The organism is Stenotrophomonas sp. Iso1 (genome assembly GCF_027497995.1).
Lineage (GTDB): Bacteria > Pseudomonadota > Gammaproteobacteria > Xanthomonadales > Xanthomonadaceae > Stenotrophomonas.
This window is the reverse complement of sequence record NZ_JAODBT010000002.1, coordinates 648467-669127: the sequence shown is the minus strand read 5'-3', so window position 1 is coordinate 669127 and position 20661 is coordinate 648467. Positions and strand designations below refer to the sequence as shown.

Genomic DNA, 20661 nt, shown 5'->3' with positions numbered 1-20661 from the left:
GCAGGGAGCCTACATGAGCACACAGCATGGCAAGCACGTTCTCCAGGCAATGGTCGCCTCCGGCGCCCTGCTTCTGCTCGGTTGCACGGCATCGCCGCAAGTCGGTGCTGCCAGCGAGCGGAATTATGCCGCCGAGGTGGCTGGTACTGAGCAGGATGCTACCGCCCAACCCAATGCGAAACGACCGGCACGGCGGATGCGGACAAGTCTGTCCATGCCGTACTTCTCGTTCGCACAGTCGCTGAACCCGCGGAGCTGACCCATGAGCGATATCCAGTGGAGCGATGGCGCTCCCATCTACCGCCAGCTGAAGGATCGCGTGATTGCGATGATGCTGGACGGCATTCTCAAGCCGGGCGACGCCCTGCCCTCGGTCCGGCAGGTTGCCGCCGAGTATCAACTCAACCCGATCACCGTCTCGCGTGCCTATCAAGAGCTGGCCGACGAGAATCTGGTCGAGAAGCGCCGTGGCCTTGGCATGTTCATGACCGAGGAGGCTGCGTTAAAACTACGCGGCAACGAGCGCGAACGTTTTCTCAATGATGAGTGGCCCGGTGTGCTGGAGCGCATCCAGCGTCTGGGCTTGACCATGAAAGATCTGCTGCCACCGGGGACCACGCTATGAATGCCGCAGTCGAAGCCGTTATTTCCGCCAAGGGCCTGCGCAAGGTCTACCGGCAGAAGCCGGCGCTGGACAACACCAATTTCACCATCGAACCGGGTCGCATTGTCGGCTTGATCGGCCCCAATGGCGCTGGCAAGACCACCGCGCTCAAAGCCCTGCTGGGCCTGACCGCGTTCGAGGGCGACCTGCAGGTGCTGGGCATGGACCCACGCAGCCAGCGCGACGCACTGATGAATGATGTGTGCTTCATCGCCGACGTGGCAGTGTTGCCGCGCTGGATCCGGGTGAAGGAAGCCATCGACTTCGTGGCCGGGGTGCACCCGCGCTTCGATCGCGCTCGTTGCGAGCGTTTCCTGGCCAATACCAAGCTGCATCCGAAGCAGCGCGTGCGGGAGATGTCCAAGGGCATGGTGGTGCAGCTGCATCTGGCGCTGGTGATGGCCATCGATGCCAAGGTACTGGTGCTGGACGAGCCGACGCTGGGCCTGGACATCCTCTACCGCAAGGAGTTCTACCAGCGCTTGCTGGAGGACTACTTCGACGAGCAGAAGACCATTATCGTCACCACCCACCAGGTGGAAGAGATCGAGCACATCCTTACCGACGTGCTGTTCATCCGCGACGGCAAGATCGTGCTTTCAGCCGACATGGAAACCATGTCCGAGCGCTACACCGAAGTGCTGGCCTCCGCCGAAACGCTGGAAGCAGCGCGCGCATTGGGCCCCATCGACGAGCGCAGCCTGCCGTTCGGCAAAACCGTGCTGCTGTATGACGGCGTCGACCGCAACCGCCTTGTCGCCTTGGGCGAAACCCGCAACCCCGGCCTGGCCGATATGTTCGTGGCCATCATGAAGGGAACCTACGCATGAACGCCGCCCACCCCATCTCCCCCCTCAACAAATTCAAGTGGCTGCTCAAGCGCGAGTACTGGGAAAACAAGGGCGGCTTTTTCTGGGCGCCGCTGATTGCCAGTGCAATTTCGTTGACACTGGCACTGTTGGCCATCGTGGCAGGCCTGTTTGCGATGCGCCGTGCCGCCGCCAACGGTGATCTCCACGTCAATGGCGTCAACGTCAATGGCCTGGACGTCAAGATGTTGACCGCACAGATGTCTCCCCACGACATGGTGCAGTGGGCCAACGGCATGGATTTCACCCTGGTGGTGAGCGCGGCATGGCCGTTCCTGGTACTGGGCTTTGTGGCGTTCTTCTACTGCCTCGGCGCGCTGTATGACGACCGTCGCGACCGCAGCGTGCTGTTCTGGAAGTCGATGCCGGTGTCCGACGCACAGACCGTGCTGTCCAAGGTGGTCAGCGCCTTGATCGTGGCTCCCCTGTTCGCAGTCGTGATCGGCATCCTGGCGATGTTCACCTTTGCCGTGATCATCAGCCTTGTGTTGCTGGCCCACGGCGGTAACCCGATGCAGTTGATCTGGGGCCCGGCCAGCCCACTGACCATCGTCGCAGGCCTGATCTGCTGGATTCCGGTCTATGCCTTGTGGGCGCTGCCCACTGCCGGTTGGTTGCTGATGTGCTCTGCCTGGGCCAAGACCAAACCGTTCCTGTGGGCAGTGATGCTGCCGCTGTTTGCCGGCATCATCGTCAGCTCTCTCCAGTTCACCAAAATTGCTGCCATCGATAGCAGCTGGTTCTGGGCCAATGTGGTGGGCCGCCTGCTGCTGGGCTTCGTACCGGGTATCGAGATGGCCTACAAGGCCGACAGTCCGCAGAATGAGTCACTGCAATCGGTACTGAGCGGCCTGACCCCGGCCGATCAGTTCGCCGCGCTGGCCGATCCCCAGTTGTGGATTGGCGCCGTGGTCGGCGTAGTGTTCATCGTTGCCGCCATCTGGCTGCGCAAGCGCCGCGACGAAATCTGACCTTCTCCCGTAATCGCAAGGAAACGAGATGAATATCAAACCCCTTCTGCTCGCCTTGACCCTGCTCCCCGTCAGCGCGTTCGCCGCCGAAGAGCATTGCAAGTTCAACCAGCCCCGGGCATTGGATCTGGATCTCGCCGGCGCCAAGGCGGTGGTGTTTGAGGTGAACAATCACGACCTGCGTCTGCAGGCCACGCCGGGCGCCAAAGCTGCGGTTTCGGGCAGGGCCTGTGCCTCCACGCAGGATCTGCTTGCCAACCTGACGGTCACCCAGCAGAAAGTCGGCGACAAGCTGATCGTGAAGCTGGAGCGCGAGAACCAAGGGCTGAATTTCAACTTCAGTGGCAGTACCTACTCCTACCTTGATCTGTCCGGCACCTTGCCGGACGACATCCTGGTACAGCTGAAAGTAGGCTCCGGCGATGCCTCCCTGACTGGTGCACGCACCATGAGCGCCGATGTCGGCTCCGGCGATGTAGTGGCCAGTGACATCAAGGGCCTGGCAACGGCTGCAGTGGGCTCGGGCGATGTGGAGTTCCGCAACATCGGCTCGCTCTACGTGGTGTCGGTGGGCTCTGGCGATGTCAAAGCACATGACGTCCGTGGCGATGCTCGCATCGGCACCGTCGGCTCCGGCGACGTGGAGCTGCGCGGCGTGCAGGGCCCCGTCAGCGTGGAGAGCATCGGTTCGGGCGACGTCGATATCAGCGATGCACGCGGTGCGGTAACGCTGGGCGAACTGGGCTCGGGCGACTTGAACGTACGCAACGCCGCGAGCCTCAACGTTGAGCGCCTGGGGAGCGGTTCGGTCAATCATTCCGGCATCACCGGCGCCGTCAGCCTGCCCAAGAAACATTGATTTCCCATTCTTGTTGATCTGCAACGGAAGCTACTCATGAACAAGATCAAGACTCCGCTCATCGCGCTGATGCTGTGCTTGCCGCTGGCCGCACAGGCTACAAGTCAGCCGGAAAGTGTCAGCGCCGAAATCAAGCGCGAGATGGCCAGCAGTCGCGCTGAACTGCGCACTGAAATGGACACCGCCCGCGCCGAACTGGAAACGGAAAACCTATCGTTGGGCAACAGTTTCAACATCGGCAAGCGCTCGCACGCCAAGTCGTCGGACAGCAACTTGCCCGATGCACACATCACGCCGGCCGGTGAACTTGTCATCGACGGCAAGACCGTCGCAACCACGGCCCAGCAGCGTCGTTTGTTGCTGGACTATCGCGGCAAGGTCCTGAGCATGGCGAAGGCCGGCATCGACGTAGGTGAGAAAGCCGCTATGGCTGCACTGCAGGCTACCGACGTCTCACTGTTCAGCCTGATCGTCGGCGGGTTGACCGGCGGTCTGGAGCGCCGCGTCGAAACGCTGGTCAAGGAACACGTTGAGCCGATGGTGACGCAGATCTGCCAGCGTCTGCCTGAAGTTCTCGTCTCGCAACAGGCGCTGGCAACCAGCGTCCCGCAATTCCAGCCTTACGCCAATTTGGACCAGGAAGATATCGACCGCTGCGACAGCGAGCTCCGCCACGATATCGCGCAGCACTGAGCCCATCCCGATCTAGAGGAATCCTTGCAATGAACCTGCGTACACCTTTGTTGACCGCCCTGCTCTGCCTGCCGTTGCTGGCCTGTGGCGAACGCCCACAAACCAACGGTGCCAGCACGGACACCACGCTCGGCCAGAAGGTACGCGAGGCGACCGACGGAGCCCGCAAGCAATTGGCCGAAGGCAACCTCAGTGTTTCCAGCAGCGACGGCACCAAGGTAGAGATATCGCCCAAAGGGGATCTGCTGATCAACAGCACGCCAGTGCCGCTGAAAGACAGTCAGCGCGCGCTGGTGCTGCAGTACCGTCAACAGATGCTGACCGTGGCCCAGGCGGGTATCGAAGTCGGCGTACAGGGCGCCAACCTGGGCGTGCGCGCTGCCAGCGAAGCAGTGAAGGGCATCTTTTCCGGCAACACCGACCAAATCGAAGAACGCATCAACGCCGAGGCCGCCAAGATCGAAGCCAGCGCGTCGAAAATCTGTGACCAGCTGCCTGCACTGCTGGCCACGCAGCAACAGTTGGCCGCCGCGATTCCAGAATTCAAGCCATACGCGAAGATGGACCAGGGCGATATCAACGATTGTCGCGACGGGCAGGTCACTCAGCGTTGATACGCTGAAGGCGGCCCATCAGCGCGGCCAAAGCGAGAGCAGTCTCCAAGGCGGGAGCGGTAGAATGCCGCTTCCGTCGTTGATGTCTGTGCCGTCATGAAAAAACTGCTTCTGCTCGTTTTGGTCGTCTTTGCAGTACTGGCTACCGGATGTGACCGTGAGAAGTACGCTGCCCACCGCAGCGAACGCAGCAAGCCCAAGACCGAAGTTGGAACCGATCGCGTCGCCATCCGTCGCGCGCCCTATCCGAACCTCGACATCTTGCCCAGCGGTCAGCTGCGTGTGGACGACATCGAGATCCCACTGAACGACGAGCAGCGCGCGCTGCTGCAGACCAGCTTCGTCAAGCTGCAGATCCTGCGCCAGAACACGCTGACCGATGCCGCCACGGCGCCGCCCAGCGGTGCGAAAGAGCGCAGCTTGCCGATCACGATTCCTGCGGGGCATGAGCCGTTCCCGGCGGATCTGGCGCAGCGCATTCCGGAGTTCAAGGAATACAACGAAGCACTGGCCAATCCGCGCGCGCTGTATTGACGAGAAGCATGCGCTGCGAGCGTGCTTGCGTTGACGAGCACGCGCAGCAAGTCGCTACTCCCTTCTCCCGCCTGCGGGGTGAAGGCATGCGGCTTACGAGCCACCGGCTCGTGCATGACTGAACGCCACGCACGCGGTGCGTGGCCGGGGCTCAGAGCGGGGTACCCCGAAGGGGCGTATGAGGCGAGCTTTTTGCTCTACGTGCTAGAAGTTTCCCCTCACCCCCCCCCTCCGCGCCCTTGCGCTGGCGCAAGGACGCTCGAGGAGCAGCGAACCAGTGGTTCGCAGCCTGCTCCTGCACGGGAGAGGTGCTAAAAACAGCAGCCTCGCCGGCTTCCGCGCTTATTGTTCGTGAATTCCACCGAGCGTCAGCGCCGCAGGATCCAGCAGCCGCTTCAATTCGGCCTCGGACAGCCCGCTGTCCTCTAACGCTATTTCCAGCACCGGGCGCTGTTCCTTGTAGGCGCGTTTGGCGATAGCCGCGGCTTTCTCATACCCAATGATCGGGTTAAGCGCGGTCACCAGAATGGGGTTGCGGGCCAGCGCCTCACGAACGCGGTCCTGCCTGACCACCAACCCGACGAACACCTTGTCGGCCAGCAGGTTCATCACGTTGGACAACAACTGAATCGAATCCAGCAGGTTGGCGGCAATCAGCGGCAGCGTCACATTCAACTGGAAGTTGCCTGTCTGCCCGGCGACGGTGATCGCGGTGTGGTGGCCGATCACCTGCGCCGCCACCATCACCGTCGCCTCGGGAATCACCGGATTGACCTTGCCCGGCATGATCGAACTGCCCGGCTGCAGCGCTGGCAGCTCCACTTCGCCCAAGCCCGCCAGCGGCCCGGAGTTCATCCAGCGCAGGTCGTTGGCGATCTTGATCAGCGCCACCGCCAAGGCGTTGAGCTGACCTGACAACTCCACCGCATCATCCTGTGCCGCCAGACCTTCGAACTTATTCTCAGCACTGTCGAACTTCACCCCGGTGGTGGTGGACAGCACCTTGGCCACCTTGCCGCCGAAGCGCGGGTCGGCATTGATGCCGGTGCCAATCGCCGTGCCACCCAGCGGCAAGCGCCGCAAACGCTTGAGTGCGTCCTCGATACGGGCCTGGGCCGATTCCAGCTGGGCTGACCACGCACCGAATTCCTGGGCGAAGGTCAACGGCATCGCATCCATCAAATGGGTGCGGCCGGTCTTGACCACCTTGCCGAGTGTGCGAGCACGCTTGTCGATGGTCTTGCGCAGGTGTTTGAGCGCCGGCAGCAGGTTTTCCACCGTGGCCAGCTGTGCCGAAACACGGATGGCGGTGGGGATCACATCATTGGAACTCTGCCCCAGGTTGACGTGATCATTGGGATGCACAGCCGTTTTGCCGGCCTTGCCGCCCTGATTGGCCAGCGCGGCGATGACCTCGTTGGCATTCATGTTGGACGAGGTACCAGAACCGGTCTGGTAGATGTCGATCGGGAAATGCGCGTCATGAACGCCGTCGGCTACTTCCTGAGCGGCGGCCTGAATAGCCTTGCCCACGCCCTTGGGCAGCAGACCCAGCCCAGCATTCACTTCAGCGGCGGCACCTTTGATCAGGCCCAGCGCCCGGATGAAGGCCCGCGGCATGCGCTGCCCGGACACCGGGAAATTCTCGACTGCACGTTGGGTCTGGGCGCCCCATAGGGCATCGGCGGGCACCTGCAGTTCGCCCATGCTGTCGTGTTCCGTCCGGAACTCTTTGTTGGAACCTTTGCTCATCATCAACTCCGCACTACTTTCGTTGGGGAAAGGGAAGCTGCGGCTGGCTTTGGGCAGTCTTCCCCGGCTGGCGGCTCTCATCACGATACGCCCCGGGGCGAGCGAAGGCACCTGCGGCGGCCGGGATTCACCGGCCCACGGGCGGTGACCTCGCCGGGCAGCGTAGAATGTGCCCCCCCGCCACTGCCCCAATGCCCGCCGACATGACGGAATCCACCCTGCTCGCCCTGTCCCCGCTTGATGGCCGCTATGCCAGCAAGGTCGACGCCCTGCGCCCGATCTTCTCCGAGTACGGCCTGATCAAGGCCCGGGTGAAGGTGGAAGTCGAATGGCTGCTGGCCCTGGCCGCCGAGCCGGGCATCAGCGAACTGGCCGACTTCACTGCCGCAGGCAAAGCCAAGCTGCACGCGCTGGCCGAGGGTTTCTCGGTTGACAACGCCGCACGCGTCAAGGAAATCGAGCGCACCACCAACCACGACGTCAAGGCTGTGGAGTACTTCATCAAGGAGCAGCTCAAGGACGACGCCGAGCTGGCCCCGGCGCTGGAGTTCGTGCATTTCGCCTGCACCAGCGAGGACATCAACAACCTGTCCTACGGCCTGATGCTGGCCCAGGCACGCAGCCAGGTGCTGCTACCCACCTACACCGGCATCGCCGACTCGTTGCGCAAGCTGGCGCATGCGCAGGCCGAGCAGCCGATGCTGTCGCGCACCCACGGCCAGACCGCCTCGCCGACCACCCTGGGCAAGGAATTGGCCAATGTCGTCGCCCGGCTGGAACGCCAGATCCGCCAGATCGCTGCGGTCGAGCTGACCGGCAAAATCAACGGCGCCGTCGGCAACTACAACGCCCACGTTGTGTCCTATCCGGCAGTGGATTGGCCCGCTTTCGCTGAGCGTTTCGTCACCTCACTGGGCCTGGTGTTCAACCCCTACACCACCCAGATCGAGCCGCACGACAACATCGCTGAAATCGGCGATGCCGCGCGTCGCGCCAATACCATTCTGGTTGACCTGTCCCGTGACGTCTGGGGCTACATCTCGCTGGGCTACTTCAAGCAGAAGCTCAAGGAAGGTGAAGTCGGCTCCTCGACCATGCCGCACAAGGTCAACCCGATCGACTTCGAGAACGCCGAAGGCAACTTCGGCATTGCCAACGCCCTGTTCGAGCATTTCAGCGCCAAGCTGCCCATCAGCCGCTGGCAGCGTGACCTCACCGACTCCACCGTGCTGCGCGCGGTAGGCACCGCCTTCGGCCACGGCCAGGTCGGCCTGGAATCGCTGGCCAAGGGCCTGGGCAAATTGACCGTGAACCCAGAACGTCTCAACGCCGATCTGGACGCAGCCTGGGAAGTGCTGGCAGAAGCCGTGCAGACGGTGATGCGTCGTCATGGCCTGCCGAATCCGTATGAGCAGCTCAAGGCCCTGACCCGCGGTCACGGCATCACCGCCGATTCGATGCGCGAGTTCATTGAATCGCTGGACCTGCCGGCCGACGCCAAGCAGCGCTTGCGCGAGCTGACCCCGGGTGGCTACGTTGGCCTGGCGGCGGAACTGGCCAAGGCCATCTAAGTTCCGGGCAATGCGTCCCCCAGAAGAGCCGGCATTGCCGGCTCTTCTGCGTTTTGAGGCAGGGCCAACCAAAACTTGACCCCACACCACCATTTGATTCAGATCAGCCTTCCACCGTGCGGTTTGCGCTCAACAAGGGGACAATGGCGGTCTACTCGCGCGCAAGCGCTTGATTCCGTTTTCCGCTGCAAGGACTCCCCCATGGCTGCACGCAAGCAAAAGACCTATCCGATCGAAGTCCAGGCCCGCGCCGGTCTGCCACTGGGCATGGCCCCGGCAACCTTCCTGCGCGACTACTGGCAGAAGCGCCCGCTGCTGATCCGCGGCGCGTTCCCGGACTTTGAAACCCCGCTGATGCCCGAAGACCTGGCCGGCTTGGCCTGCGAGGAAGGCGCGCTGGCACGCATGGTCATCCACGACCGCGCCACCGATGGCTGGACCCTGCGCACCGGCCCGTTCCAGGAAGAAGACTTCCCGGGCATGCCCGACCACGACTGGACCCTGCTGGTGCAGGACGTCGACAAGTGGGACCCGGACGTGCGTGCGCTGGTGCCGAATTTCTCGTTCCTGCCGCGCTGGCGCATGGACGACGTGATGATCAGCTTTGCCGCCACCGGCGGCTCGGTTGGCGCCCATGTCGACCAATACGATGTGTTCCTGCTGCAGGGCCACGGCGAGCGCCGCTGGCAGATTGACGCCAGCGAATCGATCAATGGCAAGCGTCCGTCGCTGGATTTCCGCCCGGACGTTGAACTGAAGCTACTCAAGAAGTTCAAGAAGACCCACGAATGGGTGCTGGGCCCGGGCGACATGCTCTACCTGCCCCCGAACGTGCCGCACAACGGCGTGGCCGAAAACCCCTGCCTGACCTTCTCCTTCGGCATGCGCGCACCGGCCTCGGCCGAGCTGATCAGTGATTACCTGGACGACTTGGTCGCCGGCGCAGATGAGTCCATCCGCTACCAGGATCCGGACCTGAAGCTGCAGGACGACGTCAACGAGATCGACGATGCCGCCATGAAGCGCGTGATCACCGCGCTCAACGCCATCCGCATGAACGACCCCGATCGCCTCGGCAACTGGTTCGGCCGCTTCATCACCACCTACCGTTCCGCCGGTGACATCTTGCCGTCGCAGGCTCCGCGCTCACCGGAAGACGTGGAAGCTGAACTGGCCGATGGCGGCCTGCTTGAGCGTCACCCGTGGGCTCGCACCGCGTGGCGTCGTGCCACCCGGGGTGCTTCACTGTATTGCTCCGGCCACGCCTTCGCACTGTCGATCAAGGATGCCCAGCTGCTGGCTGGCACCGAGCGTTTGGATGCGGCGGCCTACGGCAAACTCTCGGCCAAAGGCCGCAACGCCGTGCTGGAACTGATGGCCGGTGGCTTCTACCAGCTGCTGGACCAGGAAATGCTGGCTGCCGAAGCCGCCTGGGCCGACGGGGAAGAGTTCGAAGAACTCGAAGAAGGTGCGCTCGTCGTGGCTGCAGAAGTCGACTTCGAGGATGAGGATGAGGACGACGACGGTTCCCCGGATGTGGAAATCGAAGTGTTCGAATACACCCAGGCCGGTGAAGGCGAGCCGTCCATCGCTCAGATCGACACCGTGCAGGTGAGCGAGGAAGGCGTAGAGGTCGTAGTCATCTACGAGGACGAAAACGCTCCTTCCGCATGATCCCAACCGTCGGCTTCCATGTTGAAATCGCCGACTACGCCGTGCAGCGCGACCAGCTGCACGGCGTGCGCCATGCCGTGTTCGTCGACGAACAACGGGTGCCGGCAGAACTGGAAATCGACGCATTGGACCCGCTCAGCGTCCACGCGCTTGCCGTGGATGCCGATGGCCATTCCATCGGCGCTGGCCGGCTGACTCCCGACCAGCGCATCGGGCGCATGGCCGTCCACGCACACTGGCGCGGCCGCGGTGTCGGCGATGCGTTGCTACAGGCATTGGTTGCCGAGGCAAAGCGACGCGGCTGGGGTGAAGTCACCCTGCACGCCCAGCTACATGCCCGAGACTTCTACGCTCGCAATGGATTTCTGGCTGAAGGCGCGCCCTTCGAGGAAGCCGGCATTGGTCACCAGACCATGCGCAGGCGTCTGGACGGCGCCATGCGCATCGAGGACGCGGATCAGGCCAGCGCGGCCACCTCGACAGTGATCCACCACGCCCGCCGCTGCCTGCGCCTGCAACTTCGCGGAAGCGATGGCCTGCTGGCCCAACCGCCGGTATTGGCCGCATTACGCCGCTTTGCCACGGCCCGGCACGACAAGTCCGTACAACTGCTCGTCCACGAAGCCGATCTTCCCGCCCTGCCTGAAGCCCTGGTTGCATTGGCCCAACGCCTGCCCAGCGTGTTTCAGTTGCGCGAGCCAATGGACCCGACAGACTGCCAAGTGGTTTCCGCAGCCATCAGCAACGACAACGGCGACTGCTACTTTCGTCCAATGGGTACACGCATTGAAGGTGAGCTCTGGCTCGACGCATCGGCACGCACTCGCGTGCAGGAAGAACTGTTCCAGCGCATATGGCAGCGTTCTCGCACCTGCAGCGCCCTGCGCGTGCTGGGTATTTGAGCCGTTGACCGTATAAGACACGGTATGGACAGGTATTAATACTGGGGACAGAGTCCACGCCCCTTCCTGTCCCGTGAGGGGTATAATTTAGTGGTTAGAACACGCCCGCGCAGGACGCTGCAGCAAGGTCCGCCGGTTCCCAGAACTACCCCACAAGTGAATCCGACTCTCCATCGTGGACAATCTACTGAAGCAGTTTGCGCAATCATCGCAGCTCGCCGGCGGCAACGCCTCCTATGTCGAGGATCTGTACGAACAGTACCTCGTCTCCCCGGACAGTGTGGACCCCAAGTGGAAGTCCTACTTTGACGGCTTCAAAGGCCGCGAAGCTGGCGATGTGCCGCACTCCGCCGCCATTGCCCACATCACCGAAGCCGCCAAAAATGCCGGAAAAGTGGGTGCCAGCAACGGTGCCGGCGATGAGCGCGAGCGCAATGTCGGCCGCCTGATCACCGCTTACCGTTCACGCGGCCATCTCGGTGCCAATCTCGACCCGTTGGGCCTGACCCCGCCGGTCAATCCGCCGGATTTGAGCCTGCCTTTCCATCACCTCAGCGATGCCGACCTCAACGACGAGTTCAGCACCGGCGGTGTTGGCGGCCAGCCGCGGATGAAGCTGCGTGATCTGCTTGCGCACCTGAAGGCGACGTATGCCGGCTCGATCGGCGCAGAATTCATGTATATCGCCGAAGTCGAGCAGCGCCAGTGGCTGTACCAGCGCCTCGAAACCGCCGGTGGCAACTACAACCTGGATGCCGACACCAAGCGTCGCACCCTGGAACGCCTGACCGCGGCTGAAGGCCTTGAGCGTTACCTGCACACCAAGTACGTCGGCCAGAAGCGCTTCTCGCTGGAAGGCGGCGATTCGCTGATCCCGATGATGGACACCATCATCCGCGGCGCTGGCAAAGAAGGCGTCAAGGACGTGGTGGTCGGCATGGCCCACCGTGGCCGCCTGAACGTACTGGTCAACACCCTGGGCAAGAACCCGCGCAAGCTGTTCGATGAGTTCGAAGGCAAGTTCGAGCACGACGATCGCGCCGTTGCCGGTGACGTGAAGTACCACATGGGCTTCTCGGCCGACGTCGCCAGCGATGGCGGCCCGGTGCATCTGGCACTGGCGTTCAACCCGTCGCACCTGGAAATCGCTGATCCGGTGGTTGCCGGTTCGGTGCGTTCGCGCCAGGAACGTCGCAACGACACCGAGCGCAAGCAGGTGATGCCGATCCTGATCCACGGCGACGCGGCATTTGCCGGTCAGGGCGTGGTGATGGAGCTGTTCCAGATGTCGCAGGCCCGCGGTTTCACCGTCGGCGGCACCGTGCACATCGTCATCAACAACCAGGTGGGTTTCACCACCTCCAATCGCGACGACTCGCGTTCGACCCTGTACTGCACCGACATCGCAAAGATGGTCGCTGCCCCGGTCCTGCACGTGAATGGCGACGATCCCGAAGCCGTGGTGTTCGCTGCGAAGCTGGCATATGACTTCCGCCAGCAGTTCCACAAAGACGTCGTGATCGACCTGGTCTGCTACCGCCGCTGGGGTCACAACGAGGCCGATGAGCCGGCCATCACCCAGCCGCTGATGTACCAGGTGATCCGCAAGCACAAGACCACCCGTGAGCTCTACGCAGAGCAACTGGAGGCCGCTGGTGTGATCGCCGCCGGTGCCGGCAAGGAAATGGTCGACAGCTACCGCAACAAGCTGGACTCCGGTGAAGTCACCACCGAGCTGGCCAAGGTCGAAAAGACCCCCGCCACCAGCAAGATGTACGTGGATTGGTCCAAGTACCTGTCCGGCAAGTTGTCCGACCCGGTCAGCACCAAGGTGGATATGGGCAAGCTGACCCAGCTGGCCACGATGATCAACACCATTCCGGAAGGCGTGGAAGTCCACTCGCGCGTTGCCAAGGTATATGACGACCGTCGCAAGATGGCCGCCGGTGAAATCCTGGGCGACTGGGGCTTTGCTGAAAACCTGGCCTACGCAACACTGCTGGACGAAGGCAATGCGCTGCGTCTGGTGGGCCAGGACGTGGGCCGCGGCACCTTCACCCATCGCCACGCGATCCTGCACGACCAGAAAACCGACAACTACTACCTGCCGCTGCGTCAGCTGGTCGAGTCGCCGGAACAGGCCACCATCATCGATTCGCTGCTCAGCGAAGAAGCGGTCATGGCCTTCGAGTACGGTTTCTCCACCACCGATCCCAACACCCTGTGCATCTGGGAAGGCCAGTTCGGCGACTTCGCCAATGGCGCCCAGGTGGTGATCGACCAGTTCATCGCCTCCGGCGAAGCAAAGTGGGGCCGCATTACCGGCCTGACCCTGCTGCTACCGCACGGCTATGAAGGCCAGGGCCCGGAACACAGCTCGGCGCGCCTTGAGCGCTTCCTGCAGTTGTGCGCGCTGGAGAACATGCTGGTCTGCGTGCCGTCGACCCCGGCGCAGGCATTCCACATGCTCCGTCGCCAGATGCGCATGGACACCCGCAAGCCGCTGGTGGTGATGTCGCCCAAGTCGCTGCTGCGCCACAAGCTGGCCGTGTCGAGCATGGACGAAATGGCCAATGGCGAGTTCCAGCATCTGATTGGCGATGCCAAGGCCGATGCGAAGAAGGTCAAGCGCGTGGTGGTGTGCTCCGGCAAGGTTTACTACGACCTGCTGGAAGACCAGACCAAGCGTGGTCAGGACGACGTCGCCATCGTGCGTGTGGAACAGCTGTATCCGTTCCCGCGCCCGGCGTTGGCTGCCGAACTGAAGAAGTACGGCAAGGCCACCGACGTTGTGTGGTGCCAGGAAGAGCCGATGAACCAGGGTGCGTGGTACCAGATCAAGCACCACCTGCAGGCATGCGTGGCCGATGGCCAGGCGCTGCACTATGCCGGTCGTCCGCGTTCCCCGTCGCCTGCTGTTGGCCACATGTCCGATCACCTGCGCGAACTGGCGCAGCTGCTCGCCGACGCGCTGGTCAACAAGATCGACGACAACTACGCCGAATAAGCCCCCTTTTCCACAAGAAAACGAAACCAGGAAATCAGCCAAATGGCCACCGAAGTCAAAGTACCGGTACTGCCCGAATCCGTCTCCGACGCCACCATCGCCACCTGGCATAAAAAGGTGGGCGAGGCCGTCAAGCGCGACGAGAACCTGCTCGACCTGGAAACCGACAAGGTCGTGTTGGAAGTGCCGGCACCCGTTGATGGCGTGCTGAAGGAAATCAAGTTCCAGGAAGGCGACACCGTCACCTCCAACCAGATTCTGGCTGTCATCGAGGAAGGCGCTGTCGCCGCTGCGGCTCCGGCTGCTGCTGCCGAGGCGCCGAAGGCTGCTGCCCCGGCCGCCGCCGCACCGGCTGCTGCCGCTGCGCCGGCCCCGGCTGCCAAGTCTGCTGCTGCCGACACCCTGCCCCCGGGCGCCCGCTTCTCGGCCATCACCGAAGGCGTGAATCCGGCAGACGTGGCTGGCACCGGCCGTCATGGCGCGGTGACAAAGGAAGACATCGTCAACTTCGCCCGCAACGGCGGCGTCGGCAAGGCCGGTGGCGCACGTCCGGAAGAACGCGTGCCGATGACCCGCATGCGCAAGCGCATTGCCGAGCGCCTGATGCAGTCGAAGAACTCGACCGCCATGCTGACCACCTTCAACGAGGTCAACCTGTCCAAGGTGTCGGCCGCGCGCAAGGAACTGCAAGAAGAATTCGTCAAGGCACACGGCATCAAGCTGGGCTTCATGAGCTTCTTCGTGAAGGCCGCTGCCAATGCGCTGCAGCGCTTCCCGCTGGTCAATGCCTCGATCGATGGTGACGACATCATCTATCACGGCTACTCGGACATCTCGATTGCCGTGTCCACCGAAAAGGGTCTGGTGACCCCGGTGCTGCGCAACGTCGAGCGCATGTCCTTCGACGAGATCGAGAAGGCCATCGCCGACTACGCCAAGAAGGCCCGTGACGGCAAGCTGTCGCTGGAAGAACTGCAGGGCGGCACCTTCACCGTGACCAACGGCGGTACCTTCGGCTCGCTGATGTCGACCCCGATTGTCAACCCGCCGCAGAGCGCCATCCTGGGCATGCATGCAATCAAGGATCGTCCGATCGCCGAGAACGGCCAGGTCGTAATCGCGCCGATGATGTATCTGGCCATGTCCTATGACCACCGCATCATCGACGGCAAGGATTCGGTGCAGTTCCTGGTGGACATCAAGAACCAGTTGGAAAACCCGGGCCGCATGCTGTTCGGTCTGTAATAGGCCTGTAGCCCCTCCCTCTCCGGGGGAGGGGTTGGGGTGAGGGCCACGGCCCTCCCGCACCCTCATCCGGCGCTTCGCGCCACCTTCTCCCGCAGGGAGGAGGGATTGGTACCAAGGAATCTCTAATGGCTGAACAATTCGACGTCGTCGTCATCGGTGCTGGCCCGGCCGGCTACCACGCGGCCATCCGCGCCGCACAGCTGGGCCTGAAGACCGCCTGCATCGACGCAGCGCTGGGCAAGGACGGCAAGCCGGCTCTGGGCGGCACCTGCCTGCGTGTGGGCTGCATCCCGTCCAAGGCGCTGCTGGACTCCTCGCGCCAGTACTGGAACATGGGCCACATCTTCGATCAGCACGGCATCAGCTTCAACGACGCCAAGATGGATGTGAGCAAGATGGTCGGCCGCAAGGACGCCATCGTGAAGCAGTTCACGGGCGGCATCGCCCAGTTGTTCAAGGCCAACAAGGTCACGGCTTACTACGGCTTCGGCCAGTTGCAGGCTGGCAACATCGTCACGGTCAAGCAGCATGACGGCAGCGAGGTCGAGCTGAAGGGCACCAACGTCATCATCGCGGCCGGTTCGGATTCCATCGAGCTGCCGTTCGCCAAGTTCGACGGCGACGCCATCGTCGACAACGTCGGCGGCCTGGACTTCACCGAAGTGCCGAAGCGCCTTGCCGTGATCGGCGCCGGCGTGATCGGCCTGGAACTGGGCAGCGTGTGGAAGCGCCTGGGTTCGGAAGTCACCATCCTGGAAGCACTGCCGGAATTCCTCGCTGCCGCCGACGCCGAAGTGGCCAAGGTCGCCGCCCGCGAGTTCAAGAAGCAGGGCCTGGAAATCAAGCTCGGCGCCAAGGTCTCCAAGACCGAAATCACCGGCAAGAAGACCAAGGAAGTGGTTGTCACCTACACCGACGGTGAAGGCGAAAAGACCCTGACCGTGGACAAGCTGCTGGTGGCCGTGGGCCGTCGCGCCGCAACCAAGGGCCTGCTGGCCGACGGTACCGGCGTCAAGGTCAACGAGCGTGGCCAGATCGAAGTGGACGACCACTGCCACACCGGCGTCGATGGTGTCTGGGCAGTCGGTGACTGCGTGCGTGGCCCGATGCTTGCGCACAAGGGCTTCGAAGAAGGCGTTGCCGTGGCCGAGCTGATTGCCGGCCTGCCGGGCCACGTCAACTTCGACACCATTCCGTGGGTCATCTACACCGAGCCGGAGCTGGCATGGGTCGGCAAGACCGAAGCTCAGCTCAAGGCCGAAGGCATTCCGTACAAAGCCGGCAGCTTCCCGTTTGCCGCCAACGGTCGTGCTGTCGCCATGATCGAGCCGGCAGGCTTTGTGAAGGTGCTGGCTCACGCCGAAACCGACCGCGTGCTGGGCATGCACCTGGTAGGCGCGAACGTGTCCGAGCTGGTGCACGAAGGCGTACTGACCATGGAGTTCAGCGGTTCTGCTGACGACCTGGCCCGTATCTGCCACGCCCACCCGTCGCTGTCGGAAGTGATTCACGACGCGGCAATGGCGGTTGGCAAGCGCGCCATCCACAAGGCCAACTAAGCACCACGGCCTGTGACCTGAAGGCTCCGCTCCGGCGGAGCCTTCTTGCTTTTGTATTCCACCGAAACCGGGCCTGTTCATGCGCGGGATCCGTACACCTTTCCCATCCATCAGGAAATCCAAATGAAGTCCATCTGCGTCTATTGCGGCTCCAACCCCGGTGCCAAGCCCATCTATGTCGAGCGCGCCACCGAACTGGGCAAGCGCATCGCCGACGAAGGCCTGCGTCTGGTGTATGGCGGCGGCCGTACCGGCCTGATGGGCGCGGTTGCCGACGGCGTATTGAGTGCCGGCGGCGAAGTAACCGGCGTGATCCCGCAGCATCTCGTCGATATGGAAGTCGCCCACAAAGGCGTGACCACGCTGGAGATCGTCGGCTCAATGCACGAGCGCAAGTCGCGCATGTTCGACCTGTCAGATGCCTTCGTCGCCCTGCCCGGTGGTTTCGGCACCGCCGAAGAAATCTTCGAAATGCTGACCTGGCGCCAGCTTGGCATCGGCAAGAAGCCGTGCGCGTTCCTCGATATCGACGGTTTCTATCAGCCGCTGATCGGCATGATCGACACCATGGTCAGCGAGCGCTTTCTGCACCCGGAACAGCGCGATGACCTGTGGTACGGCGAGGATTCGACGCAGATGCTGGAATGGATGCGGAGTTATTCGCCAGCGCAGGCCGATAAGTGGTTCGACGAAAAGAAGCGCAGCGCGTTGCGTTAAAGCACTGATGTACAGCGACATGCTTTCCACTCGCACAACCCAAGTAAGCGAAGTGCGCCCGGGAAGACATCGCAATGGTCGCTTCCCGGATGTACCTGCTTTCCTGCGTTGCGAATGCCATGCAGTGGCACCACGGGACGCGACGTATCCAGAGGATCCGTCGCCACTCCGTTCTGCCTATGCGCCACGTCTACCGCAGCAGGGTTTCTTCGCGCGGTGCCGGGTAGCCCAGCAGGTATCCCTGGCCGAAGCTGCACCCCAGGCCCTGCAATGTCCGCAACTGGCGCTCGGTTTCCACGCCTTCGCCGATGGTCTCGATGCCCAGCGTGCGTGCCAGCGACAGCACACCTTCCACCAGCGCCAGCGTGTTCTTCCCGTCCTCGGCATGCAGACCGGCGACGAAGCTGCGGTCTACCTTCAATGCGCTGATCGGGAAACGGTGCAGATACGACAGCGCCGAGTAGCCAGTACCGAAATCATCCAACTGCACGACGATGCCGCGCTCGCGCAGTTGGTGCAGCGTGCGCAACGTCCGTGGCGCGTCGTCCAGCAGAGCCATCTCCGTGATCTCCACGCGCAGCCGGTCGGGCTCAGCACCCACCGCATCCATCAACCCGAGCAGACGCGAAGAGAACTCGGCCGAGCGGAAATGTCGCGGCGATACGTTCACGGAAATGTAGCCGTGCGTGGATGTCGCCAGGTCCGTCATCACCTGCTCGTAGATCAGCCAATCGACTTCTTCAATCAGGCCGCTTTCTTCACCCAGCTCAAGAAAATCACCGGGCAACAACATGCCGCGCCGGTCATGTTTCCAGCGCAACAGCGCTTCGTGCCCGACCACCTGGTTGTCGTCCAATGAAACGATGGGCTGATAGAACGGCACGAAATCCTGCTTCTTGATCGCACGCCGAAGGTCCGCTTCCAGCTCCAGGCTACGCATCGCCTCCTCGTGCATCGCGCCGTCGAACATCACGCAGCGGTCCTGCCCCCTGAGCTTGGCGCGGTACATCGCTGCATCCGCATCGCGCAGCAGGTCTGCACCCGAGGTATAGCGCGGGTTCCACAACGCGATGCCGATGCTGCCGGACGGAAACAGTTCGCGCCCATCCACCCACATCGGGGCTTCCAGTGCCCTCAACAGCAGACGGCCCAGCTCCATCGCGGTGTCACCGCCACGCTCGCAATTGACCAACAGCGCGAATTCGTCGCCGCCCAGGCGCGCAACAACGTCTTCCGTTGCAGCAAGGCTCACCAGACGACGCGCAACCTCCACCAACATCCGGTCGCCCGCCGCATGGCCAATACTGTCGTTGACCCATTTGAAGCGATCCAGGTCGAGGAACATCAACGCAAAATGTGCGCCGATGCCCTGCTCCGCATTGGCAATGGCCCGCTCCAACCGGTCCTGCAGGTGCAGACGGTTGGGCAAGCCGGTCAACACGTCATGCATCGCAAGATGGGTCAACCGTTGTTCGGCGCGCATGCGCTCGCCAATCTGACCGCGCAATTTGCGATTCAACTCACCCAGCTCCTGGGTGCGCTCGCTCACCCGCTGCTCCAGGTCGGCATGGGCCTGCACCAACCGTTGCCGGTCGCGCTGGCGCGCAAGCGCGTTGCCGATGGTGCGCGCCACAAACACCAACAAGCGTTGATCGTCCGTGGTGAACACCACGTTCGGGCTGTAACTCTGCACTGCAATCACACCCGCCACTTCGTCATCATTGAACAGCGGCACACCCAACCAGCATTGCGACTTCGCCCCGAACTCATGCAGCTCGCCGGCAGCGATCAGCACGTCAATATCCGCACGCGTTGCAAGCACCGGCTCTCGCCGCTGCAACGTGTATTCGGTAAGCCCATTACTGAAGGGACGCGGCGCACGCTCACGATTGAAGCGATCCACCGAGTAGACAAACTCAATACCGTCAGCGTCCGGCGTCACCATCGCCACGTAAAAATTACTGGCATCCAATAAGCCACCGATGATCCCATGCACCTGCGCGTGGAACTCGCCCAGGCCGTGGCCGGACATCGCCAGCTCGGAAATATTGAACAACGCCGTCTGCAACTGTTCGGCGCGACGGCGTTCGATGATCTCGGCCTGCAGATGATCGTTGATGTGCTCCAGATCCCGCGTGCGCTGCAATACGCGCTCTTCCAGCTGCAGGTGCGCTTGCAGGCGGTCCATCGCAGTCAGGATGTGCTTGGCAACGAAGTTCAGCACTGCGCGCTCCTCGGCGCCATAACTGGCCTCTGCCACATAGCTCTGCACAACAATGGCGCCGCAGACCCGGTTGTCGCGCCACATCGGGACACCCAGCCAATCCGCGCTTTCCAGGCCCTCCATCCGCTCGGCCGGGTGCTCAAGAAACTGCACCAGATCGCGTGACGGCCCACTGATCACCCGCCCATGACGCAGTACCGCGAAGGTCAGGCTACCGGGCATTTCCTCGTAGCGATAACTCCGGTCGGGTTCGGGGATGAAGTTGTCCTGCGTATCGACGAAGTAGAGAAATTCCAAGCTGCTTTGCTGCTCGTCGCACATGACGATGTAGCAGTTCTCCGCGTACATCAGCGAGCGCAGGATGCGGTGGAAGTAGGACAGCATCTCCGGCATTGCCAGGTCGGCACCGGCCAGGTCAGCGATCTCAAACAGCGCCTTCTGCAACTGCTTGGAACGCTGTAGTTCCTCGATCTGCAGACGCTGACTCATCGACTCCAGCGCGCAGCCAATCTGCACCCGCGCGGCGCTTTGCCACGCCGCTGACGGAGCCGAAGCCTGCATGCTCTCGGCCTTCAACAACAGCACCATGCGCGCGCCGTTTTCGTGTTCCCACTCAAACGCACCGGCTGCCAACGCCGCATCAGTCAGCCCTTCATGCAACGCCTGGTCGGCTTGCGCGCGTAGCGCATCGGCAACCACCGGGAAGCAGCAACTGCCCTGCCCCAGCGTGATGTCTTGCCAGGCCAGTGCAACTGACATGCCTGCAGGAAGCAACCCTTGCAATGTCGCCACCACGTCCGTGA

General features: G+C 62.6%; 17 protein-coding genes. 15 read left to right on the top strand and 2 right to left on the bottom strand.

The window, feature by feature from the left end; all coding sequences use genetic code 11:
- Positions 1-13 precede the first annotated feature (13 nt).
- From PAN08_RS11960 to PAN08_RS11925, 8 genes are all read left to right on the top strand, one after another.
- On the top strand, positions 14-259 hold the full coding sequence (locus PAN08_RS11960; protein ID WP_269791710.1) for a hypothetical protein: 246 nt from the start codon (positions 14-16) through the stop codon (positions 257-259).
- Positions 260-262: 3 nt separating this feature from the next.
- Positions 263-625 carry a GntR family transcriptional regulator gene (locus PAN08_RS11955; protein ID WP_057635283.1) on the top strand — a complete coding sequence of 121 codons (363 nt, stop codon included), beginning with the start codon at positions 263-265 and terminating at the stop codon, positions 623-625.
- Positions 622-1494: an ABC transporter ATP-binding protein gene (locus tag PAN08_RS11950; RefSeq protein WP_269791709.1), complete on the top strand. Its 873-nt coding sequence runs from the start codon at positions 622-624 to the stop codon at positions 1492-1494. The genes PAN08_RS11955 and PAN08_RS11950 overlap by 4 nt, the downstream gene beginning before the upstream one ends.
- Positions 1491-2504: a hypothetical protein gene (locus PAN08_RS11945; RefSeq protein WP_269791708.1), complete on the top strand. Its 1014-nt coding sequence runs from the start codon at positions 1491-1493 to the stop codon at positions 2502-2504. The genes PAN08_RS11950 and PAN08_RS11945 overlap by 4 nt, the downstream gene beginning before the upstream one ends.
- A 28-nt stretch (positions 2505-2532) precedes the next feature.
- Positions 2533-3363: a DUF4097 family beta strand repeat-containing protein gene (locus PAN08_RS11940; RefSeq protein WP_269791707.1), complete on the top strand. Its 831-nt coding sequence runs from the start codon at positions 2533-2535 to the stop codon at positions 3361-3363.
- 36 nt (positions 3364-3399) lie between these two features.
- Complete coding sequence (locus PAN08_RS11935; protein ID WP_269791706.1) at positions 3400-4056, top strand: hypothetical protein; 657 nt, start codon at positions 3400-3402, stop codon at positions 4054-4056.
- Between the two features lie 29 nt (positions 4057-4085).
- The gene (locus PAN08_RS11930; protein ID WP_269791705.1) at positions 4086-4670 is read left to right on the top strand and encodes a DUF2884 family protein; all 585 of its coding nucleotides are present in this window, start codon (positions 4086-4088) and stop codon (positions 4668-4670) included.
- Positions 4671-4766: 96 nt separating this feature from the next.
- The gene (locus PAN08_RS11925) at positions 4767-5204 is read left to right on the top strand and encodes a hypothetical protein (RefSeq protein ID WP_269791704.1); all 438 of its coding nucleotides are present in this window, start codon (positions 4767-4769) and stop codon (positions 5202-5204) included.
- Between the two features lie 342 nt (positions 5205-5546).
- Here the strand turns inward: PAN08_RS11925 and PAN08_RS11920 are convergent, their stop codons facing one another.
- Positions 5547-6956, bottom strand: coding sequence for a class II fumarate hydratase (locus tag PAN08_RS11920; protein ID WP_269791703.1), 1410 nt, complete (start codon positions 6954-6956; stop codon positions 5547-5549).
- Between the two features lie 203 nt (positions 6957-7159).
- Between PAN08_RS11920 and purB the strand changes: the two genes are divergently transcribed.
- The 7 genes from purB to PAN08_RS11885 all read left to right on the top strand — a co-directional run bounded on the left by purB (position 7160) and on the right by PAN08_RS11885 (position 17634).
- Positions 7160-8527, top strand: a complete 1368-nt coding sequence (gene purB / locus PAN08_RS11915; RefSeq protein ID WP_269791702.1) for an adenylosuccinate lyase — start codon at positions 7160-7162, stop codon at positions 8525-8527.
- 201 nt (positions 8528-8728) lie between these two features.
- On the top strand, positions 8729-10201 hold the full coding sequence (locus PAN08_RS11910; protein ID WP_269791701.1) for a cupin domain-containing protein: 1473 nt from the start codon (positions 8729-8731) through the stop codon (positions 10199-10201).
- Entirely contained in the window at positions 10198-11103 is a 906-nt protein-coding gene (locus tag PAN08_RS11905; RefSeq protein WP_269791700.1) for a GNAT family N-acetyltransferase, read from the top strand. Before PAN08_RS11910 ends, PAN08_RS11905 begins: the two co-directional genes overlap by 4 nt.
- A gap of 175 nt (positions 11104-11278) precedes the next feature.
- Positions 11279-14110, top strand: a complete 2832-nt coding sequence (locus PAN08_RS11900; RefSeq protein WP_269791699.1) for a 2-oxoglutarate dehydrogenase E1 component — start codon at positions 11279-11281, stop codon at positions 14108-14110.
- 42 nt (positions 14111-14152) lie between these two features.
- Positions 14153-15355: a dihydrolipoyllysine-residue succinyltransferase gene (sucB, locus tag PAN08_RS11895; RefSeq protein ID WP_269791698.1), complete on the top strand. Its 1203-nt coding sequence runs from the start codon at positions 14153-14155 to the stop codon at positions 15353-15355.
- 128 nt (positions 15356-15483) lie between these two features.
- Positions 15484-16917 carry a dihydrolipoyl dehydrogenase gene (gene lpdA / locus PAN08_RS11890; RefSeq protein ID WP_269791697.1) on the top strand — a complete coding sequence of 478 codons (1434 nt, stop codon included), beginning with the start codon at positions 15484-15486 and terminating at the stop codon, positions 16915-16917.
- Between the two features lie 123 nt (positions 16918-17040).
- Positions 17041-17634, top strand: coding sequence for a TIGR00730 family Rossman fold protein (locus PAN08_RS11885; protein WP_269791696.1), 594 nt, complete (start codon positions 17041-17043; stop codon positions 17632-17634).
- Between the two features lie 190 nt (positions 17635-17824).
- Here PAN08_RS11885 and PAN08_RS11880 read toward each other — a convergent pair whose 3' ends face one another.
- A complete protein-coding gene (locus PAN08_RS11880; protein ID WP_269791695.1) occupies positions 17825-20617 on the bottom strand; it encodes an EAL domain-containing protein in 2793 nt (930 codons plus the stop codon).
- Positions 20618-20661: the final 44 nt, after the last annotated feature.

Excerpts from the sequence above, each read along its gene's own strand:
- PAN08_RS11960 (WP_269791710.1), top strand. The coding sequence starts at position 14 with ATGAGCACACAGCATGGCAAGCACGTTCTCCAGGCAATGGTCGCCTCC.
- PAN08_RS11955 (WP_057635283.1), top strand. The coding sequence starts at position 263 with ATGAGCGATATCCAGTGGAGCGATGGCGCTCCCATCTACCGCCAGCTG.
- PAN08_RS11950 (WP_269791709.1), top strand. The coding sequence starts at position 622 with ATGAATGCCGCAGTCGAAGCCGTTATTTCCGCCAAGGGCCTGCGCAAG.
- PAN08_RS11945 (WP_269791708.1), top strand. The coding sequence starts at position 1,491 with ATGAACGCCGCCCACCCCATCTCCCCCCTCAACAAATTCAAGTGGCTG.
- PAN08_RS11940 (WP_269791707.1), top strand. The coding sequence starts at position 2,533 with ATGAATATCAAACCCCTTCTGCTCGCCTTGACCCTGCTCCCCGTCAGC.
- PAN08_RS11935 (WP_269791706.1), top strand. The coding sequence starts at position 3,400 with ATGAACAAGATCAAGACTCCGCTCATCGCGCTGATGCTGTGCTTGCCG.
- PAN08_RS11930 (WP_269791705.1), top strand. The coding sequence starts at position 4,086 with ATGAACCTGCGTACACCTTTGTTGACCGCCCTGCTCTGCCTGCCGTTG.
- PAN08_RS11925 (WP_269791704.1), top strand. The coding sequence starts at position 4,767 with ATGAAAAAACTGCTTCTGCTCGTTTTGGTCGTCTTTGCAGTACTGGCT.
- PAN08_RS11920 (WP_269791703.1), bottom strand. The coding sequence starts at position 6,956 with ATGAGCAAAGGTTCCAACAAAGAGTTCCGGACGGAACACGACAGCATG.
- purB (WP_269791702.1), top strand. The coding sequence starts at position 7,160 with ATGACGGAATCCACCCTGCTCGCCCTGTCCCCGCTTGATGGCCGCTAT.
- PAN08_RS11910 (WP_269791701.1), top strand. The coding sequence starts at position 8,729 with ATGGCTGCACGCAAGCAAAAGACCTATCCGATCGAAGTCCAGGCCCGC.
- PAN08_RS11905 (WP_269791700.1), top strand. The coding sequence starts at position 10,198 with ATGATCCCAACCGTCGGCTTCCATGTTGAAATCGCCGACTACGCCGTG.
- sucB (WP_269791698.1), top strand. The coding sequence starts at position 14,153 with ATGGCCACCGAAGTCAAAGTACCGGTACTGCCCGAATCCGTCTCCGAC.
- lpdA (WP_269791697.1), top strand. The coding sequence starts at position 15,484 with ATGGCTGAACAATTCGACGTCGTCGTCATCGGTGCTGGCCCGGCCGGC.
- PAN08_RS11885 (WP_269791696.1), top strand. The coding sequence starts at position 17,041 with ATGAAGTCCATCTGCGTCTATTGCGGCTCCAACCCCGGTGCCAAGCCC.
- PAN08_RS11880 (WP_269791695.1), bottom strand. The coding sequence starts at position 20,617 with ATGTCAGTTGCACTGGCCTGGCAAGACATCACGCTGGGGCAGGGCAGT.